Raw genomic sequence first — 19,080 nt, forward strand, 5'->3', positions numbered from 1 at the left:
CGTGATCGATATCAGCGAGTCCGTGATGCAGTTCCTTTTCGCGTTCATCGTCGCCGGGCCGCTCCTGGGGGCCGTGGCCGCCCTGCTGCCCGCCCCGCCCGGACTGCGGGGCAGCAGCCCTGAGCAGGCGGTTCTGCGCCATGGCGTGACCATCACCGGCGCCGTCCTGGCCGCGGCGATCGTGCTGCTGATCGGCTTCGACCACGACAACCCGTCGAGGATGCAGGCCACGACGGACATCAGCTGGATTCCGGCACTCGATGTGCGCATCCACCTCGGTGTCGACGGCATTTCCCTCCCCCTTCTGGTCCTGACCGCGCTGCTGACCTTCCTCTGCGCGCTCTACAGCTACTTCAAGCTGCCCGCGGGCCCCTCCCCGAAGGCCTTCGTCGCCCTGCTGCTGGTGCTGGAGTCGGGGACGCTCGCGACCTTCGCCGTCCTCGACCTGCTGCTCTTCTTCCTGGCGTTCGAGATGGTGCTCATCCCGATGTACTTCCTCATCGCGCGCTGGGGCGGCGCGGCCCGCGCGCCCGCAGCCTGGAAGTTCATCCTCTACACCCTGCTCGGCTCGGTCGTCATGCTCCTGGGCCTGCTGCTGATCGGGCTTCAGTCAGGCACATTCGACATGGTGGCACTCGCCACTGACAACGGCCGCGGGCTGACCGCGTCCACGCAGGTCATCGCCGTTCTGGCGATCGGGATCGGCCTCGCGGTGAAGACCCCGATGTGGCCGCTGCACAGCTGGCTCCCGGATGCCCACACCGCCGCGCCGACCGTCGGCTCCGTCCTGCTGGCCGGTGTGCTGCTCAAGATGGGCACCTACGGCTTCGTCCGGATCGTCCTGCCCATCGCGCCCGACGGCATGCGGACCTTCGCCCCCTATCTCGCCGCCTTCGCCGTCGTCGGCATCATCTACGGCTCCCTCGCCTGCCTCGCCCTCGCCAGGCAGGGCGCGGGCGGCGACCTCAAGCGTCTGATCGCGTACTCCTCCGTCGGCCACATGGGCTTCGTGCTCCTCGGCATCGCCACCATGACGCCCACCGGCGTGAACGGCGCGCTCTTCGCCAACATCGCCCACGGCCTCATCACCGGCCTGCTGTTCTTCCTGGTCGGAGCCCTCAAGGACCGCTACGGCACCGCCGACCTCGACACCCTCGCGGGAGCCACCGGCGCCGCCCTCTACGGCCGCGCGCCCCGGCTCGGCGGGCTGCTCGCCTTCGCCGCCGTCGCCTCGCTCGGACTGCCGGGCCTCGCCGGGTTCTGGGGCGAGATGCTCGCGCTGTTCGGCGCCTTCGACCCGGCGCCCGGCCTCAGCCGCCCCGCCTTCCTCACCTTCATGGTGATCGGCGGCTTCGGCACCCTGCTCACCGCCGCGTACCTCCTGATCGTGGTCCGCCGCGTCTGCATGGGCGCGGCACGGACCAGGGAGCAGGAGGAGAAGCCGGTCGCCGACGTCCAGACGTACGAGATCGCCGCCTGGTCGCCGCTCGTCGCCCTCACCGTCCTCGCCGGACTGTGGCCCGCGGTCCTCCTCGGCCTCACCGACCCGGCCGTGCAGAAGCTGCTCGCAGGAGGCAAGTCGTGATCACGACCATCGACGGCGCCATCGCGGGCGCCGCACCCGGTTCCGCCGACGCCGCCGGCCTCGGCAGCGCGTCGGGCGTCACCAGCCTGGTCCAGTCCGTCGACTGGCTCACGATCGCGCCGCCCGTCATCACCGCCGCGGTCGCCCTGCTCTGCCTGGTCGCCGACCTGTTCGTACCGGAGCGGCACAAGCGCCTCCTCGGCCTCGGCGCGGTCGCCGGACTGACCGCCGCGATCCTCAGCCTGGTACCGCTGCGCGGCGGCGAGCGCGAGACGTTCTGTCTCACCACCGACACCGCCACCTGCAGCTACACCGCCGACCACTTCACGCTGGCCATCCAGCTCCTGGTGCTCGGCGGCGCCCTGCTCACCGCGCTGCTCTCGCTGCACCACAGCCGCGACGAGCTGCCGCTGGGCGAGTACTGGTTCCTGCTGCTCTCCTCCGCCGCCGGTGCCGCCCTGCTGCCCGCCGCGCGGGACCTCGCCACCCTGGTCGTCGCCCTCGAAGTCGCCTCCCTGCCCGCCTTCGCGCTGGTCGGCATGCGGCGCGGCGACCGGCTCTCCAGCGAGTCGGCGCTCAAGTTCTTCCTCTCCTCGGTCACCGCGACCGCCGTGACGCTGCTCGGCGTCAGCTTCGTGTACGCCACCACGGGCACCCTCCACCTCACCCGGATCGCCGCCGAGCTGGGCGATGTCCCCGGACAGCTGGACACCCTCGCCAAGACGGGCGTGGCGCTGACCCTCATCGGCTTCGCCTTCAAGACGGCGGCCGTCCCCTTCCACTTCTGGGTCCCCGAGACCTATGTGGGCGCCCCGCTGCCCATCGCGGCCTTCCTCTCCGTGGTCGGCAAGGCCGTCGGCTTCTCCGGGCTGATCCTGGTCACCGTCATCGCCTTCCCCCGCTACGCCGATGTGTGGGGTCCGGCCCTCGCCGTGCTGGCCGCCGTGACCATGACAGCGGGCAATGTGGCGGCCCTGCGCCAGTCCGCCACCCGCGACTGGAGCGCCGTACGCCTCCTCGCCTGGTCGTCCGTGGCGCAGGCCGGCTACATCCTGGTGCCGATCGCCGCCGCCGCGTACTCCAGCGACGACCAGATCGGCGCGACCGTCTCCTACGCCCTGATGTACGCCGTGGTGAACCTCGGCGCCTTCGCGGTGGTCGCCCTCGTGGCCCGTACGAAGCCGCTGAACCGGATCGCCGACTACCGCGGCCTCTACGCCACCCGCCCGCTCGCCGCCCTCACCCTCGGTTTCTTCCTGCTCTGCCTGGCCGGGCTGCCGCCGGGCATCATCGGCCTCTTCGCCAAGGTGATCGTCTTCTCCTCGGCCGTCGACGCGGGCCTGGGCTGGCTGGCGGTGGTCATGGCCGTCAACGTGGTGATCGCGCTGTACTACTACCTGAAGTGGACGGCCGTCCTCTTCCGTGCCCCCGCCGAGGCCCCCGCCGCCGAGGCCGCGGGAACGGACCCGGCGGTCACCGCCCGCCCGCACCGGGCACCCACCGCCGTCACCGTGGCCATCGCCCTGACCGCCGTCGCCGGAGTCGTCCTCTCCGGCTATCCGCAGCTGATCCTCCGCTTCGCGGCGACCAGCCTTTTCTGACCCTTCACCCGAACGGACCGGCCCCGGTCACGGAGCACAAGGGAACTGGCGTCCTTCGCCTGGCGTTGACCAGTACAGAAGGGTCCACTGGAGAGTGGAGATCCACGCAAAAGGGTTCCCCTGCCGCACCACCTGGAGGGCGTACCGTGCACCGCCGGCACAACGGGCTGAAGACCGCCGTACTCCTCGGCGGACTGTCCGCTCTCATCCTCGTCATCGGCAGTTTCTTCGGCCGTACGGGGCTCCTCGTCGCGCTCGTCATCGCGCTCGGCACCAACGCCTACGCGTACTGGAACAGCGACAAGCTGGCGCTGCGGGCCATGCGCGCCCGCCCGGTGAGCGAGTTCGAGGCCCCCGAGCTGTACCGCATCGTCCGCGAGCTCTCCACCTCGGTCCGCCAGCCCATGCCCCGGCTGTACATCTCACCGACCCAGGCCCCCAATGCCTTCGCCACCGGCCGCAACCCGCGCAACGCCGCGGTCTGCTGCACCGAGGGCATCCTCCGGCTGCTCGACGAGCGCGAGCTGCGCGGCGTCCTCGGCCATGAGCTGAGCCATGTGTACAACCGGGACATCCTGATCTCCTCGGTCGCCGGCGCGCTCGCCTCCGTGGTGATGTTCCTGGTGAATTTCGCCTGGCTGATCCCCATCGGCCGCTCCGACGACGACGGCCCCGGCTTCGCCGGCATGATCCTCATCCTGATCCTCGGCCCGGTGGCCGCCTCCATCATCCAGCTCGCCGTCAGCCGCTCCAGGGAGTACGAGGCGGACGCATCGGGCGCCCAGCTCACCGGTGACCCGCTCGCCCTCGCGAGCGCCCTGCGCAAGCTCGAAGCCGGTACGAGACAGCTGCCGCTGCCCGCCGAGCCCCGGCTGGAGACGGCGAGCCACATGATGATCGTCAACCCCTTCCGACCGGGCAAGGCCCTCTCGAAGATGTTCTCCACCCACCCGCCCATGGCCGAACGCATCGCTCGACTCGAACAGATGGCAGGTCCTCGCCCATGAAGACGATCCTGAATGTCATATGGCTGGTTCTGTGCGGTTTCTGGATGTTCCTGGGCTACATGCTCGCGGGCGTGCTGCTCTGCGTCACGATCATCGGGATTCCGTTCGGCCTGGCCGCCTTCCGCATCGGCGTCTACGCCCTCTGGCCCTTCGGCTACACCGTGGTCGACCGCCGGGACGCGGGCGCGCCCTCGTGCGTCGGCAATGTGCTCTGGCTGGTGCTCGCCGGCTGGTGGCTCGCGCTCGGGCACATCGTCACCGGTGTCGTCCTCTGTCTGACGATCATCGGTATCCCCCTGGGCGTGGCGAACTTCAAGCTCATCCCGGTCTCCCTGCTGCCCCTGGGCAAGGAGATCGTCCCCTCGGACCAGCCGTTCGCCACCCGCTGACCCCACCCCCTGACACCGGCCGCCGCCCCTGACCCGGCCGCTCCCGGGCCGGCTGTCAGTGGCGTCGGTCACCCTGGAGACATGTCCCCGCTCCGACGGGACATACGTCAGTCAGAGACATCGCGGAGGCAGCCGCGCGGGTCGGCGGCCCGCTCCGTGCAGGCCCTTCCGCAACCACGGCGGTGACATCCGGCGTCCTCGGTACCGCAGGGGTACAACACCGTCAGAAAGGCAGGTTCAGGGCGTGAGCATCATCAGCTGGATCATCCTCGGTCTGCTCGCCGGGGCCATCGCCAAGCTTCTGCTCCCGGGCCGGGACCCGGGCGGACTGATCGTCACCACCCTCATAGGCGTCGTCGGCGCCTCCCTGGGCGGCTGGATCTCGGCACGCTTCTTCGACCGGCCCTTCACCAAGGAGTTCTACGACGGCACCACCTGGGCCGCCGCGATCGGCGGATCACTGGTGCTGCTGATCGGCTTCCGGCTGCTCTTCGGGCACTCCCGCTCCCGCTGAGCCCCGGCGGCCCGCACCCCCGGGGCGACACGCGACCGCCCCGGCCGCACCCCCGTCCCCCGCCGGCCGGTCCTCCGCCCCTCCGTTCCAGCCCGTCAGCCGGTCAGTCCGGTCTCCCTCAGGGTGATGTTCAACCGCCCGCCACGCATCCCCGTCTCCGGACCCGCCGTCCCGGGAAACACCTTCGGCACCCCGTGGTACGCGAGGCGCGCGGGGCCGCCGAAGACGAAGAGATCGCCCGACACCAGCCTCACATCGGTGTAGGGGCGCCCCCGGGTGCGGGTGTTGCCGAGCCGGAAGAGACAGCTGTCGCCGATGCTCAGCGACACCACCGGGGCACCGGACCGCTCCTCCTTGTCCTGGTGCATCCCCATCCTCGCCGCACCGTCATAGAAATTGATCAGCGCGGTGTCGGGGGTGTACGAGCGGGCCGCCGGGCCCGTGCCTCCGGCCTCCCCGCTCTCCCCGTACGCCGCCACCAGCGCCGCCCGGCCCAGTTCCGTCAGCCATCCCGGGAAATCGGCGACCCGGGCCCCGTTCACATCGTCGGCCGTCCGGCTGTAGCGGTACGGCTGCCAGTGCCAGCCCAGACACACCGTCCGCACCGACATGACGCCACCGTTCGGCAGCGCCGTGTGCCGCAGCGGCACCGGCCCCCGCGCCCAGGCGCGGCAGGCCGTCACCAGTTCCCGCTGCCGCTCGGCCGTCAGCCACCCCGGCACACGCACCGCCCCGGGGGCGATCTCGACCGGCTCCCCGGCCGGCCCGGCGTCCGGGACGAGCACCTCGGGGAAGAGCGCCTCCGGACTCCCCGGCGCGCCGGCCCCGGAGCGGGGCGCTCCGCCGCCCGTCACCCCGCCGTCCAGCCCTCGAGTCCCAGGAGGTGCTCCTTGCGCTCCAGCCCGGCCGCGTAGCCGCGCAGCGCGCCGTCCGAACCGATCACCCGGTGGCACGGCCGCACCACCAGCAGCGGATTCCGCCCGATCGCGGTCCCCACCGCGCGTACCCCCACCCGGGAGGTGCCCACCCGCTGGGCGATCTCCGCGTAGGTGGCCGTCGACCCGTAGGGGATCTCCTCCAGCGCCCGCCAGACCCCGCGCTGGAACTCCGTGCCGCTCTCCGCGAACTCGATATCGAACCGGGTCAGCCCGCCCGCGAAGTACGACTCCAGCTGTGCGGCGATCTCCGCGAAGGCGGCCGGGTCCCGCCGCCACTCCTCCCGGACGGTGGCGGCGCCCTTCTGGCCGGGCAGCGAGAGCGAGACGAGCGCGGTGCCGCCCGGTGCGGTCGGGGACGCCTCGCCGACCAGCAGCATCTCGCCCAGCGGGCTGTCCACGGTCGTGCGGACCGTGGTGCGGACCGGCGCGTGGACCGGCGTACGGGCCGTCGCCGTACCGGTCGTCGTCGTGGGGACCGTGGTGGTGGCCATGGCTCGTTCCTCTCCTCGTGCCGTCCTGCCTCTCGCCCACCAGTCTGCGACGTGCCGGCGGCGGAAGCTGGCGGGAATCGGACATCGCGCAGCCGCAGCCGCAGCCGCAGCCCCGGCCCACGGCACCGCACGCGGACGCCCGGGGGCGGGGCGCGGAAACCTCCCCGCACCCCGCCCCCGGGCGTCCGTCCCCGCGAGCCGCACCGGCGGGCAGCCGTCCCACGGCACCCGCCCGGCCCCGCGGGGGTCAGCGGTAGTTCACGTACTGCAGCGCGAAGTCGAAGTCCTGGGACTTCAGCAGCGCCTGCACGGCCTGGAGGTCGTCACGGCTCTTGGAGCTGACCCTCAGCTCCTCGCCCTGCACCTGCGCCTTGACGCCCTTCGGGCCCTCATCACGAATGATCTTCGCCACCTTCTTCGCGTTCTCCTGGGAGATTCCCTCCACGATCGAGGCGAAGATCTTGTACTCCTTGCCGGAGAGCTGCGGCTCCCCGGCGTCCAGCGCCTTCAGTGAGATCCCGCGCTTGATCAGCTTGGACTGGAAGACGTCGAGGATCGCGTTGACGCGCTCCTCCGAGTTCGCCTGCAGCAGGATCTTCTCGCCGGACCAGGCGATCGAAGCCCCGACGTTCTTGAAGTCGTAGCGCTGGGAGATCTCCTTCGCGGCCTGGTTGAGCGCGTTGTCGACCTCCTGCCGCTCGACCTTCGAGACGATGTCGAAACTGGAGTCGGCCATGTCCTGTGGCTCCTTGTATCGGGGTGCGTGGAGGGCGGCCGGAGTCCCCGAACCGCTCGGCCAAGCCTAGCCACCCCGCACGGCCCCGGCCGCTGATCAATCCGGTGGCGGAGCACCCCTGGGCATCGGGTATCGTTTACGTCGTTGCCAAGGAGCACCGCCACAGAGCGGCCCCCTCCGAGGCGGCAACATCCCATGGCGGTGTGCCCGAGTGGCCAATGGGAGCGGACTGTAAATCCGTCGGCTTAGCCTACCCAGGTTCGAATCCTGGCGCCGCCACGCGATAGAGATGGCCCCTGATCAGCGGAGACGCCGATCAGGGGTCATTTTCGTGGATCGTGTGGATCGCGCGGCCCGTGGATGCGCTCCGAACGGTCAGCCGGTCAGCCGGTCAGCCGGTCAGTCGGTCAGTCGGCCAGCCGGAAGGTCAGCTCGATCTCCCATTTGGCCGGATCGGGCTCCACCCGCGGATCGGTCAGATACGACTCGAGGCGGCACCCCCACCGCTCCACCCCGTCCACCTCGGTCATGTCCCACTCCAGCCCCCGGCGGGCGGCCCAGGACCGCAGCGCGGTGGCCACACCGAAGAGCTGGTCCGGATGGCCGGTGAAGCCGACCGTGGCATAGCGCCCGGCCGGCAGGGCGCCGACCCGGATGTCCCCCTCGGGCTCGGGCATGGAGGTGACCGGGATACCCGCCTCCACCTCCGACTCGCCCGCCATGTCGATGGTGTTGAAGCGGAAGAAGGGCGCGCCGGCGAAGGCGACACCGTGCGCCGTCAGCCAGCCGATCAGCTCGCCGAGGCGGTCGGCGATCACTCCGAAGGCATCCATGCGGACCGAGCCGCGGATGAAGGCGTACACCTGCTCCCCGCGCTCCACGATCACGGGCTGGACATCAGGTGTGTCAGGCGTGTCAGACATGTCATCGCTCATACCAGAGAAGACCCGGCGGCCGGTGCCGACTCATCGGCCACCCGGAGACGATCACTCCACGGCGCCGTTCATCTGCGCCGGATGCGCCCATGCGCCCCATGTGCTCCCCGCGCCGGATGCGCTGGGTGTGTCGGATGAGGCAGGTGTGCTGGTTGCGCCCGATGAGACCGATACCCGTGCCTTCGCCGGGCTCCCGGGCTGTGCCCGTGCCTCCTCCGAGCCCCCGGGCTCTGCCCGTGCCTCCCTCCCCCCGGCCGGGTCCTCCGCCGGCAGGCGACAGCCCGGCGCACGCCCCCCGGGAGGGAAAGCCCGGGTGCGGGCCCTCATCCGAGGGCCCGCACCCTTCGAGGCCACCGGCCACCGGCCACCGGCCACCGGCCACCGGCCGCCCAGGGCCGGTCAGCCAGGGCCACCGAGGCCGCCGGGGCTTCCGAGCCGCCGAAGCCCCGCCGCCTCAGCGGCGACCCGTCAGGAAATCACCTTGATCGCCTGCCAGCCGCCCGTACCGACCACGGTCGGCGTCCCGGCGACCACGACCGGCGCCCCCGCCGGGTCGACGGTCTTGCGGCTGGGGATGAACTCCAGGCCCGCCGTGGCGTTCGCCGTGGTGGTCCACAGGTCGGAGACACCGTCCCCGTTGGAATCGCCGCTCGCCGTGACCAGCGGCCGGGCGGCCGGGGTCCAGCCGGTGGCGTACGCGGCGCGGTTGGCGGAGTTGCCGATGGACGAGGGGTCGGTGCCGCCGTCCGGGGTACCGTCGCCGTCCGCGTCGCCCATGCTCTTGCCCCGGTAGAGCCAGACCGCCCCATTGGTGGTGTCGCGGGCGATCAGATCGGTGAAGGTGTCGCCGTTGACATCACCGGGAGAGGCGAGGGTCATCTTGCCCCACCCGTAGTCGCCGATCGGGTAGCCCGCCCGGATTCTGCCGCCCGGAGCCCCGGGCAGGAACCAGAGCTGGTCGCCGATGACACCCACGAAGTCGGGGTGGTGCCCCTCGCCGTCCGGGGTGAGGTCCCCGACCGAGACGATCTGCTTGAGCGCCTTGACGTCGATGGACGGAAGACCCGTCTCCTCGTCCCCGAAGACATAGAACTCCTGGCGGGTGTCGTCGGTGAACGCGCCCTGGCCGTCGTTCGGGTAGTACCAGAGCCTGCCGTCCTTCGTCCGGGCGACGAGGTCCTCGTAGAAGTCCTCGGTCAGATCGCCCCGGTGGGTCAGCAGCGCGTCCCCCCAGGCCGTGGTCTCGGACAGGACGACCGAGGTGGCGACGGAGCCGTTGCCGGTGCCGCCGTACAGCCGGAGGTTGTTGTAGCCGTCGACCGCGAACATGTCGGGCAGACCGTCACCGTTGACATCACCCGGCTTGTCCACCACACCGGGGCTCTTCACCGTGAACTTGTACGGGTAGCGGGGGCCGGCGTTCCCGGCCGCGTCGAAGGCCTGCACATAGAGGGTGTGCGGGCCGGGGGTCAGCGGGGTCACCGTCGCCTTCGCCGGACCGCCCTTGACGGCGGGCTTGGCGGAGACGTTCGGCGGGGTGCGGTCCAGAGCCCACTTGTACTCGACGATGTCCGAGGTGCCGGGCGTGTTGAACACGAACTCGCCCGGGGTGCGGGGCAGCGCGCCCTCAGGGCTGTCCCCGGTGAGCTGCTCCGGGTAGACGGCGCCGGTGGAGACGACCGTGGGCATCACCGACGGAGCCGTCGGGTCGAACCCGAAGCGGCAGCCGGACGAGCCCTGGCTCGGCGTCCAGTCGGAGGCGAACGCCGGATCGGCCACGTCCTCGGTCTGCGCCTTCCAGGAGAACTGACCGCCGCTCGCGCCCTTGTGGTCGTCCAGCAGCTTCTTGGGCACGGTCACCCGGACCGGTACGCCCTTCGGGTCCTTCGCCGAGACGGTCGCCTTGACCCTCCTCTCGAAGAGGAGACCGGGCGCGACATCGCGCTTGCCCGTCGCCCAGAGATGGAACTCGACGTTGACATCACCGCCGTCGGGGTCCCAGACCTGCGAGACAAGAGTCACATCGGTGTTGCCGACGGTGACGTAGGAAGCGCCGTTGCCGCACTCGGTGCCGACCTTGGTGCTGGGGACGGTGTCCATCGCCCAGGGGGCCTTCGGCGGGCGGTTGAACTCGACGATCAGCTTGGCGTCCGGCTTGAACTTCTTCCAGCTGTACTCGTCCTTGCCGTCCTCGGCGCTCTGCGGCGCGCGCAGACCGAAGGTGAGGTTGGGGTAGTTGTTGGCGGCGGCCTTCTGGGCCGCGTGGTTGGCCTTCAGGTCGATGGCCTTGTCGGGGCAGCCGAAGGTCTCGTTGCCATGGGCGTAGTTGCGGACGTCCTGCCGGGTGTCCCAGGCGGGCTGCTTGCTCCAGGTGGTGGCGGAGCTGATGCCTCCGGTGAGCCAGAGCTCGACCGGCTTGGCGGTGCAGGACCAGGAGTGGGTCTGGGTGATCTGGAACTGCGCGTCGACCACCTTCACACCGGCGAGGAACGCGGAGTCGACCCGGAAGAACGACCGGGCGGTCCCTCCCGAGCTGCTCTCGTAGCCGACGCGGGCCTCGCTGGTTGTGCCGCCGCCCCAGCCCGTCCCGTTCCAGTAGCTGCTGGTCGGATGGGGCTTGTACGCGATGGTCCAGGCCTGGCGGGCGCCGGTGACCCGGGGGTCGATGTAGACCGGGTACGTCGTCTTCGGCGAGTCGAGGAGCGCCTGGTCGGGGGTCAGGATCAGCTTACTCTGCGTGACCTGAACGCCGACCTCGGCGCTGTTGGTCCCGGGGTTCAGATCCGACGGGGGCGCGGCTTTCGCGGTCGTCGGCCTGGCGACGGGGGCCTTGCGGCCCTGGGCGCCGGGCGGGGTGGTCCCGGACGCCGTGTCGGTGCCGGACGAGTCCCACATCCGGGCGGTCGAGGTCGAGAAAACCGACTGTCCGGCGGGGTTGAGGGCGCTGATGGCACCGCTCTCGGGGTCCTTCCTCAGCGTCAGCCCCTCGGCCTTCAGACCGAAGTCGATGGCGGCCAGTTCGGGGTTGTCGGCCGCCTGCGCCGACTTGACGATCAGGGCCTGGCTGAAGCCGTTGACGCTCGCCGCCACGGCGAGGTCGACATCCGGCAGGACGTTACGGTACGTAGCCGTCGAGCCGTCGAGGACCGGCGCGGGCAGCGGCGTGGGCCAGCTCAGCGACAGGGTGCGGCCCTGGTCGGCGAGGACCACCAGCGGGGCGTCGCCACCGGCCGAGAAGGTGACCTTGCCGAGGGCGGCCCGGGGCGCGACGCGCCCCGCCACCGGGGCGAGCGTGGTGTCCACGGGGGTCCAGGAGCCCTCGCGCTTCACCCGGACCGGGGAGGTGTGCTGGGTCTGGCGGAGGTTTCCGTTGGGCAGTGCGTGGGTCTCGCTGATCTCGGTCCGCGCCGAGAGGACCTCGACCGGTTCGCCGGTCCGCCGGGCCTTCTCCAGCGCATGCTCCTCCGAGCCCGCCGGCGCACCGGAGGCACTGGTTCCGGAGGGCTTCCCCTCCGTGGCGGCGGAGGTCGTCGTCCCGAGGGGAGTGAGCCCCAGAGCGCCTCCGACCAGCACTGCGGCCAGGGCGCCTCGTGCGGTGCGGCCCGCTCCCCGTCTCTTCGTGGGTATGTCTGGCATGGACCAAATCCCCTTGATCTCTTCACTTCAAGAGCAACTTTCGGCGGAAGAGTACACGGCGCTCGGATGGGAAATTTCGCCGCTTTAGGGGGAGTAGGTGGGATTTCTTGCGGTCCAACCCTGGTTGCTGGACGGGTTGTTGGCGTCCTAGGTTCCCTCCGGTCATGTGTTTATCCAGCTCAGGATGGGAAGGAAGCGTGCGAGAACAACTACTGCGCCAGTTGCGCTATCTGGGGCACTGGCATAGATCCGTGTCATTTGTCGTCTTCATGGCGCTTATGATCAACTTCGTCCCGGACGACCCGGCCGCCGCGGCGGGAACCGGCCCCGACCTGGACGAAATCAAGCAGGAACGATCCGTCTCCGGACGGGACTTCGACCGGAAGCGGCCCGGGGTCAAGAACGAGGCGGAGACGGACTGGCGCCCGTCCGCCGGCGCGATTCCCGCCGGCGAGTACGTGGTTCCGGTGGCCGACACCCGGGGCCGGGTCCCCGGCAAGGCCGGCCGGTCGGGACTCAACCCCGGTGATCACGGGGTGATTTCCGGCCGAGAGGAAAATCCTTTCTCCGGTGTTCCGGTCCGACTGCGGAAGCCCGGGTCCACCGCCCGCGCGCTGAGCGGAAAGGCCCTGGCGGAGCCGGGCGCCACCGCCCGAGTGCAGGTGAAGGACGCGAAGACGGCCCGTGCGGCGGGCGTTGAGGGCGTACTGTTCACCGCTGCCCCCGCGGCGTCCAGTACCTCTGACGCTGCGTCAGGAACTGTCGAGATCGAGCTGGACTACGCGTCCATCAAGGACAGGTTCGGCGGCGACTGGGGCTCCCGGCTCCGTCTGGTCGAGCTGCCGGCCTGTGCGCTGACCACCCCGCGGAAGTCGGAGTGCCGCACCCCGACCGAGCTGAAGGGCGCCAACGACCCCGAGGGCCGGACGGTCAGCGCCACCGTGGACCTGGGAACCGCGAAGAAGGGCCGTGGTCCGGCCGCCGCGCCGCGGGTGCTGGCGGCGACGGCGTCGGCCTCCGGCCCCGGCGGAAACCACGGGGCGACCTCGCTGTCGCAGTCCGGTTCCTGGATGGCCGGCAGCTCGTCCGGCGGCTTCTCCTGGACGTATCCGATCGAGGCGCAGGAGGTTCCGGGCGGTCCGCAGCCCGAGATCGCGCTCTCGTACTCCTCGCAGGCCGTCGACGGGCGCACCGCGTCCACCAACGGCCAGTCGTCGTGGATCGCCGAGGGCTGGGACTACGAGCCCGGCTTCATCGAGCGCCGCTTCCGCTCCTGTGATGACGACAAGGGCGAGGAGGACGGCAGGAAGCCCAACAACAAGGGCGACAGCGGCGACCTCTGCTACGGCTCCGACCATGTGGTGATGTCGCTCGGCGGCAACAGCACCGAGCTGGTCAAGGGCGCGGGTGACACCTGGCGTCCGGCGGACGACGACGGCACGCGCGTGGAGCGCCGCACCGGCGCGAAGGGCGCCGACAACGGCGCGCACGACCGCGAGTTCTGGGTCGTCACGGGCACCGACGGTGTGCAGTACCACTTCGGGATGAACAAGCTCCCGGGCGCGCCCGCCGACAAGCGGACCAACTCGGTCCAGACCGTCCCGGTCGTCGGCAACCACCCCGATGAGCCGTGTCACGCGACGCTGTTCACGGACTCGGAGTGCACGCAGGCGTACCGCTGGAACCTGGACTATGTCGTCGACCCGCTGGGCGACGCCATGACCCTGTGGTGGAACAAGGACACGAACCACTACGGCCTGAACATGAAGGCCGACCAGCAGGTCGCGTACGACCGCGGCTCCTACCTGGCCCGGATCGACTACGGCCAGCGCTCGGACGCCCTGTTCACCGGGCTGCCGGCGGGCCGGGTGAACTTCACCGTCGCGGAGCGCTGTGTTCCGAGCACGGGCTTCGACTGCGCGGTCGCCAAGCGCACGAAGGAGAACGCCAAGCACTGGCCGGACACCCCGCTGGACCAGGAGTGCCTGGCGGGGGCGAAGTGCACGGACAAGTTCTCGCCGACGTTCTGGTCCACCAAGCGCCTGGTGAAGATCGGCACGCAGGTGCTGGCCGGGTCGGCGCTGAAGAACGTCGACTCGTGGACGCTGGAGAGCTCCTTCCCGGCGACCGGTGACGGCACGTCCCCGGCGCTGTGGCTGGACTCCATCACGCGGACGGGTCATGGCGCCGGCGGTACGGCGTCGATGCCGAAGGTCACCTTCGCCGGTGTGCAGCTCGACAACCGGGTCGACGGCGTCGAGGGTCTGCCGCCGTTCTCCCGCTACCGGATCAACGCGATCGACACGGAGACCGGCGGCCGGATCGGGGTGACGTACTCGCCGCGCGAGTGCTCGGCCCTGGCGCCGAGGAAGATGCCCGCTTCGCCCGAGTCGAACACGATGCGCTGCTTCCCGCAGTACTGGATGCCCAAGGGCGCCCTGAAGATGCAGGAGGACTGGTTCCACAAGTACCTCGTCACCGAGGTCAAGGAGATGGACCTGGTCTCCGACAGTCCGACGAAGGTCACGGGCTATGAGTTCCTCGGCTCCCCGGCGTGGGCGTTCGACGACTCGGAGTTCGCGGAGAAGAAGTACCGCACCTGGTCGCAGTACCGGGGCTACGAGCGGGTCCGCACCCGCCTCGGTTCCGGCACCGATGTCAAGCAGCTGACCGAGCACCGCTACTTCCGCGGCATGCACGGCGACAAGCTGCCCACCGGCACCCGCACCTCGGTCATCGAGGACTCCCGCGGCGGAACCTTCCAGGACCTCGGCCACTACCAGGGGCAGCTCCGGGAGCAGATCACCTACGAGTCGGACGGCGGGGCGGTCGACTCGTCGACCCTGACCACGCCGTGGTCGGTGAAGACCGCGACCCGCGTCCGCCCCGGCACCACGCCGCTGGAGGCGTGGATGACCCGTCCGGAGACGGTGTCGACGCGCGAGCGGGTCAAGGGCGATCTCTGGCGCACTTCGACGGAGACGACGAAGTACGACACGTACGGTCTGCCGACCGAGGTGGACGAGACCACCGCCGGCGGCAAGCGGATGTGCTCGACCACCGAGTACGCCCGCAACACCACGGCCCATCTGCTCGAATCGGAGTCGAGGGAGGTCACCAGGCTCGGTGCCTGTGGCACCACCGGCGGCAAGGTCGTCGAGGACACCCGCACCTACTTCGACAACCTCGCTCTCGGCGCCGCGCCGACGAAGGGGCTGCCGACGAAGGTGGAGGAGCTGAACGCCGCCGGCGACGGCTACCTCACCATCGACCGCACCGAGTACGACATCCACGGCCGCGAGACGATCACCTGGGACGCCGAGAACAAGCGGACCAAGGTCGACTACTTCCCGGCCACGGTCGCCCGTCCCACCAAGCAGGTCTCCACGGACCCGCTGGAGCACACGGAGACCACCGAGTTCGACGACGCCCGCGGTATGCCGCTGGCGGAGATCGACGCCAACAACAAGCGCGCCACGATGGAGTACGACCCGCTGGGCCGGCTCCTGAAGGTGTGGGAGATCGACCGCGACCCGGCGACGCAGACGCCGAACGCGACGTACGACTACACCATCCGCCGTGACAACGAGACGATCGTCACCACGCGCACGCTGAAGGACAACGGCGAGTACGCCGTCTCGTACGAGATCCTCGACGGCCTGCTGCGCGAGCGGCAGACCCAGGACGAGGCCATCGGCGCGGGCCGGATCGTCAACGACACCTTCTACGACACCGCCGGACGGGCGTGGAAGACCAACGACGGCTACTACAACGATCTGGAGCCCAAGGCCGAGCTGCTCCAGGTCGGCGACAACGAGGTGCCGTCGCAGACCCGGATCACCTTCGACGGGATGGGCCAGCCCGTCGCCGACGTCACCTACCACCGGGGTGTGGAGAAGCTCCGGACGACCACGGAACGGGACGGCGACGTCTCCACCACCATCCCGCCCAAGGGCGACACGGTCACGGCCTCGTACGAGAACGCCGAGGGGCAGCTGGAGAAGCTCCGCGAGTACACCAACGAGGCCCGCACCCAGTGGCGGGACACCCTCTACGAGTACGACGACCTGGAGAACCTGGTCAAGGTCTCCGCTCCCGGCGGTGCGGTGACCACCTTCGAGTACGACGGCCGGGGCCGCCAGACGGCCACCGTCGACCCCGACGGCGGCAGGACCACCTACACGTACGACGACACCGACAACGTCGCGACGTCCACCGACTCGCGTGGCAACACGCTGGTCACGACCTATGACGCCGGCGGTCGTCCGACCTCCCTCCGCGAGGGTGGCGAGACCGGCCCGAAGCGCATCGAGTGGACGTACGACACGCTGGGCAAGGGCCTTCCCACGGCGTCGATCCGCTACCACGAGGGCCGTGAGTACCGCGACGAGGTGACGGCCTACGACAACGCCTACCGGGTGAAGTCGACCCAGACCGTCATCCCGGCGGAGGAGAAGGGCCTCAGCGGCACCTACAAGTACCAGTTCTCCTACACTCCCACCGGCAAGACGGCCTGGATGCAGGTTCCCGGCCTCGGCGGGCTGACCACCGAGCAGATCGTCTTCCGCTACAACTCCGACGATCTGCCGATCTCCATCAGCGGCACGTCGACCTATCTCAACAACGTCAGCTACTCCGCGTTCGGCGAGATCCTGCGCACCGAGGCGGGGCCCGCGACGAAGCGGGTGTACGGCACCTACCTCTACGACGAGTTCACCCGTCGGATGACGCAGTCCACGTACGACCGTTCACTGGCCCCGGGCCGGATCAGCGACACCCGCTACACCTATGACGAAGCGGGCAATGTCACCAAGATCTCGGACACCTCCGGCGGCGCGGTGGCGGGTGGCGGTCAGACGGACACCCAGTGCTTCGTGCACAACAAGCTGCGTCAGATGACGTCGGCCTGGACGGCGGCGAAGGACGACTGTTCGGCGGCTCCCTCCAAGGACACCGTCGGCGGTCCGGACGCCTACTGGCAGAGCTACGAGTTCGATCAGGCGGGCAACCGCACCAAGCTGACCGAGCACGACATCACGGGCGACACCACGCAGAACGTCACCCGCGACTACACCTACGGCAAGCCGGGCGTGGGCGGGCCCAACGCCCTCGCCACGATCAAGTCGATCGGTCCCGGGGGTGAGCGGCTCAACGAGTTCACCTACGACAAGGCGGGCAACACGAAGACCCGTCAGCACAACGGCACCACCCAGACGCTCGACTGGGACATGGAGGGCCAGCTCCGCTCGGTCTCCGAGCCCGTCGAGGGAGGCGGCACCAAGACCACGTCCTACCTCACCGACGCCTCCGGTGACCGGCTGATCCGCACCGCTCCCGACGGCAGCAGGACGCTGTACCTGGGGGAGGCGGAACTGACGGTGGGCCCGGACTTCGCGGTCCGGAAGGCGGAGCGCTTCTACGGCCAGCCCGACGGTTCGACCACGGTACGGTCCACGGGCGGCGGCCGTCAGCTTCTGCTGGCGGACCACCACGGAACGTCCAACACGGTGGTCGACATGGTCGCCGCGGACATGGGTGTCACCCGGCGCAAGTCGATGCCGTTCGGTGAGGAGCGCGGCGCCGCGCCGTCCACCTGGCCGGGGGCACGCGGCTTCGTCGGCGGAACAGTCGACAAGGACACCGGTCTGACCAGGCTCGGGGTCCGGGACTACGACCCGGCGACCGGAAGGTTCATCTCCGTCGACCCGGTGGTCGACTTCGAACAGCCGGCCACGATGAACCCGTACGCCTACAGCAACAACGCTCCGGCGACGTTCTCCGACCCGTCCGGGCTCTTCTTCCCGGTGCTGATCGGGTTCGCGGCCCGGATGGCGATCCAGGCGGCGATCCGCGCGGCGGCCCGCCGCGCGGCGCAGATCGCGGCCCGCAAGGCCGCCCAGGCGGCTGCCCGCCGGGCTGCGGCGCTCGCCCGCAAGCGCGCCATCGAGGCGGCGAAGCGTGCGGCGGCCAAGGCCAAGCGCGAGGCCGCGAAGAAGGCGGCGGCGGCCAAGCGGGCCGCAGCCAAGCGGGCCGCCCAGCGCGCGGCGGCCAAGAGGGCGGCCGCGAAGAGGGCGGCGGCTCAGGCACGCGCCAAGGCGCAGCGCGCGGCGGCGAGAAAGGCGGCGGCCAAGCGCGCGGCGGCCCGGAAGGCAGCGGCGCGGGCGAAGCCCAAGCCGAAGCCCCGTGCTCAGCCCAAGCCCAGGCCGAAGCCGTCCCAGGTCAAGAGGCCCGCGGCCAAGCGGGTGATCAAGGAAGCGAGGAGCGAGGCTCAGAGCACAGCCCGAGAGGAGGCGACGAACGCCGCCTGCGAGAGCAACAGCTTCGTCCCCGGCACGCTGGTGGTGATGGCGGACGGGTCGAAGAAGCCGATCGACAAGGTCAGGATCGGCGACAAGGTCATGGCGACCGATCCGGTGACCGGCGAGACCAGGGCCAGGACGGTCTCCGCCACGATCACCGGCGGCGGCTACAAGGAACTCGTCAGGATCACCGTCCGCGACGGGGACCGGGGCCCGGCCACCACGGCTCTGGCGGTCTCGGACCGCGGCGACGGGAAGGGCTCGGGCCCGGCCGCCGCCGCACCGTCGGGCGAGTACGACGGCTCCGGCTCGCCGGGCTCGGTGACGGCCACCGAAGGACACCCCTTCTGGATCGAGGCGCTCGGCAAGTGGGTCAAGGCCGGGGAGCTGCAACCGGGGCAGATGCTCAGAAGCAGCGCCGGCACATGGGTCCAGATCGAGGCCGTGGAATCCTGGACCGCGCAGCAGCGGGTCCACAACCTCACGGTCGACGACATCCACACGTACTACGTGGAGACGGGTTCCGCCGCTGTTCTCGCCCACAACTGCACCCTGAACCTCGGGTCGGGCGACAACCCCATGCCGGGGGCTGTCAATGTGGACATGGAGAACAGGCCCGGCGTCGATGTCCGGGCGGACGCGAGTGCGCTTCCCTTCCGTGACGGGACGTTCAGCACGGTGCACGCCATCAACCCGTTCGGCTTCCAGCCGGTTTCCGCGGAGACCGCCCGTGTCATGCAGCGCGGCGGGATTCTGATGGTGACCGGAGCGAAGTCCAACAAGTGGCGGAAACTCCGTACCGATCTGATAGCCGAAGCCGGATTCGAGCTGGTGTCCGTCGGTGACTTGGCTCCGGAGCACGACTTCGGGAAGATGAAGCGAGCGGACGGCGAACCAATTCCTGATGGCGCGGTATTCGAAACCAGGGTGTATCGAAGGAGGTGATCGC

11 protein-coding genes and 1 tRNA gene are annotated in these 19,080 nt (G+C 70.1%); 7 read left to right on the top strand and 5 right to left on the bottom strand.

Annotated features, from left to right (window positions below; translation table 11 throughout):
* The first annotated feature begins 1 nt into the window (after window position 1).
* From ACWCRA_RS32205 to ACWCRA_RS32225, 5 genes are all read left to right on the top strand, one after another.
* Window positions 2-1,585: a complex I subunit 4 family protein gene (locus ACWCRA_RS32205; protein WP_451069233.1), complete on the top strand. Its 1,584-nt coding sequence runs from the start codon at window positions 2-4 to the stop codon at window positions 1,583-1,585.
* Window positions 1,582-3,186, top strand: a complete 1,605-nt coding sequence (locus ACWCRA_RS32210) for an NADH-quinone oxidoreductase subunit N (RefSeq protein ID WP_451069234.1) — start codon at window positions 1,582-1,584, stop codon at window positions 3,184-3,186. The genes ACWCRA_RS32205 and ACWCRA_RS32210 overlap by 4 nt, the downstream gene beginning before the upstream one ends.
* A 146-nt stretch (window positions 3,187-3,332) precedes the next feature.
* Entirely contained in the window at window positions 3,333-4,193 is an 861-nt protein-coding gene (gene htpX / locus ACWCRA_RS32215; protein ID WP_351554715.1) for a zinc metalloprotease HtpX, read from the top strand.
* Complete coding sequence (locus tag ACWCRA_RS32220; RefSeq protein ID WP_351554718.1) at window positions 4,190-4,582, top strand: YccF domain-containing protein; 393 nt, start codon at window positions 4,190-4,192, stop codon at window positions 4,580-4,582. Before htpX ends, ACWCRA_RS32220 begins: the two co-directional genes overlap by 4 nt.
* 244 nt (window positions 4,583-4,826) lie before the next feature.
* Entirely contained in the window at window positions 4,827-5,096 is a 270-nt protein-coding gene (locus tag ACWCRA_RS32225) for a GlsB/YeaQ/YmgE family stress response membrane protein (protein ID WP_351554720.1), read from the top strand.
* Window positions 5,097-5,191: 95 nt separating this feature from the next.
* On the opposite strand, the gene ACWCRA_RS32230 is transcribed toward ACWCRA_RS32225, so the two are convergent.
* The 3 genes from ACWCRA_RS32230 to ACWCRA_RS32240 form a co-directional block, all read right to left on the bottom strand.
* The gene (locus tag ACWCRA_RS32230; protein WP_451069245.1) at window positions 5,192-5,881 is read right to left on the bottom strand and encodes an alpha-ketoglutarate-dependent dioxygenase AlkB family protein; all 690 of its coding nucleotides are present in this window, start codon (window positions 5,879-5,881) and stop codon (window positions 5,192-5,194) included.
* A 65-nt stretch (window positions 5,882-5,946) separates the two neighbouring features.
* Window positions 5,947-6,411 carry a methylated-DNA--[protein]-cysteine S-methyltransferase gene (locus tag ACWCRA_RS32235; protein ID WP_351554831.1) on the bottom strand — a complete coding sequence of 155 codons (465 nt, stop codon included), beginning with the start codon at window positions 6,409-6,411 and terminating at the stop codon, window positions 5,947-5,949.
* Window positions 6,412-6,772: 361 nt separating this feature from the next.
* Entirely contained in the window at window positions 6,773-7,261 is a 489-nt protein-coding gene (locus ACWCRA_RS32240; protein ID WP_351554724.1) for a YajQ family cyclic di-GMP-binding protein, read from the bottom strand.
* Between the two features lie 197 nt (window positions 7,262-7,458).
* On the opposite strand from ACWCRA_RS32240, the gene ACWCRA_RS32245 reads away from it, so the two are divergent.
* Window positions 7,459-7,540, top strand: a tRNA-Tyr gene (locus tag ACWCRA_RS32245).
* Between the two features lie 128 nt (window positions 7,541-7,668).
* Here ACWCRA_RS32245 and ACWCRA_RS32250 read toward each other — a convergent pair.
* Both ACWCRA_RS32250 and ACWCRA_RS32255 read right to left on the bottom strand, forming a co-directional pair.
* Window positions 7,669-8,184: a GyrI-like domain-containing protein gene (locus tag ACWCRA_RS32250; RefSeq protein ID WP_351554727.1), complete on the bottom strand. Its 516-nt coding sequence runs from the start codon at window positions 8,182-8,184 to the stop codon at window positions 7,669-7,671.
* A 480-nt stretch (window positions 8,185-8,664) separates the two neighbouring features.
* Window positions 8,665-11,832 (bottom strand): FG-GAP repeat domain-containing protein, encoded by a 3,168-nt coding sequence (locus tag ACWCRA_RS32255; protein WP_351554730.1) that lies wholly within the window; start codon window positions 11,830-11,832, stop codon window positions 8,665-8,667.
* A gap of 197 nt (window positions 11,833-12,029) precedes the next feature.
* On the opposite strand from ACWCRA_RS32255, the gene ACWCRA_RS32260 reads away from it, so the two are divergent.
* Entirely contained in the window at window positions 12,030-19,076 is a 7,047-nt protein-coding gene (locus ACWCRA_RS32260; protein ID WP_451069235.1) for a polymorphic toxin-type HINT domain-containing protein, read from the top strand.
* Window positions 19,077-19,080 lie beyond the last annotated feature (4 nt).

The organism is Streptomyces sp. NPDC001889, from assembly GCF_053594535.1.

Excerpts from the sequence above, each read along its gene's own strand:
- ACWCRA_RS32235 (WP_351554831.1), bottom strand. The coding sequence starts at position 6,411 with ATGCTGCTGGTCGGCGAGGCGTCCCCGACCGCACCGGGCGGCACCGCG.
- ACWCRA_RS32240 (WP_351554724.1), bottom strand. The coding sequence starts at position 7,261 with ATGGCCGACTCCAGTTTCGACATCGTCTCGAAGGTCGAGCGGCAGGAG.
- ACWCRA_RS32255 (WP_351554730.1), bottom strand. The coding sequence starts at position 11,832 with ATGCCAGACATACCCACGAAGAGACGGGGAGCGGGCCGCACCGCACGA.
- ACWCRA_RS32220 (WP_351554718.1), top strand. The coding sequence starts at position 4,190 with ATGAAGACGATCCTGAATGTCATATGGCTGGTTCTGTGCGGTTTCTGG.
- ACWCRA_RS32250 (WP_351554727.1), bottom strand. The coding sequence starts at position 8,184 with ATGTCTGACACGCCTGACACACCTGATGTCCAGCCCGTGATCGTGGAG.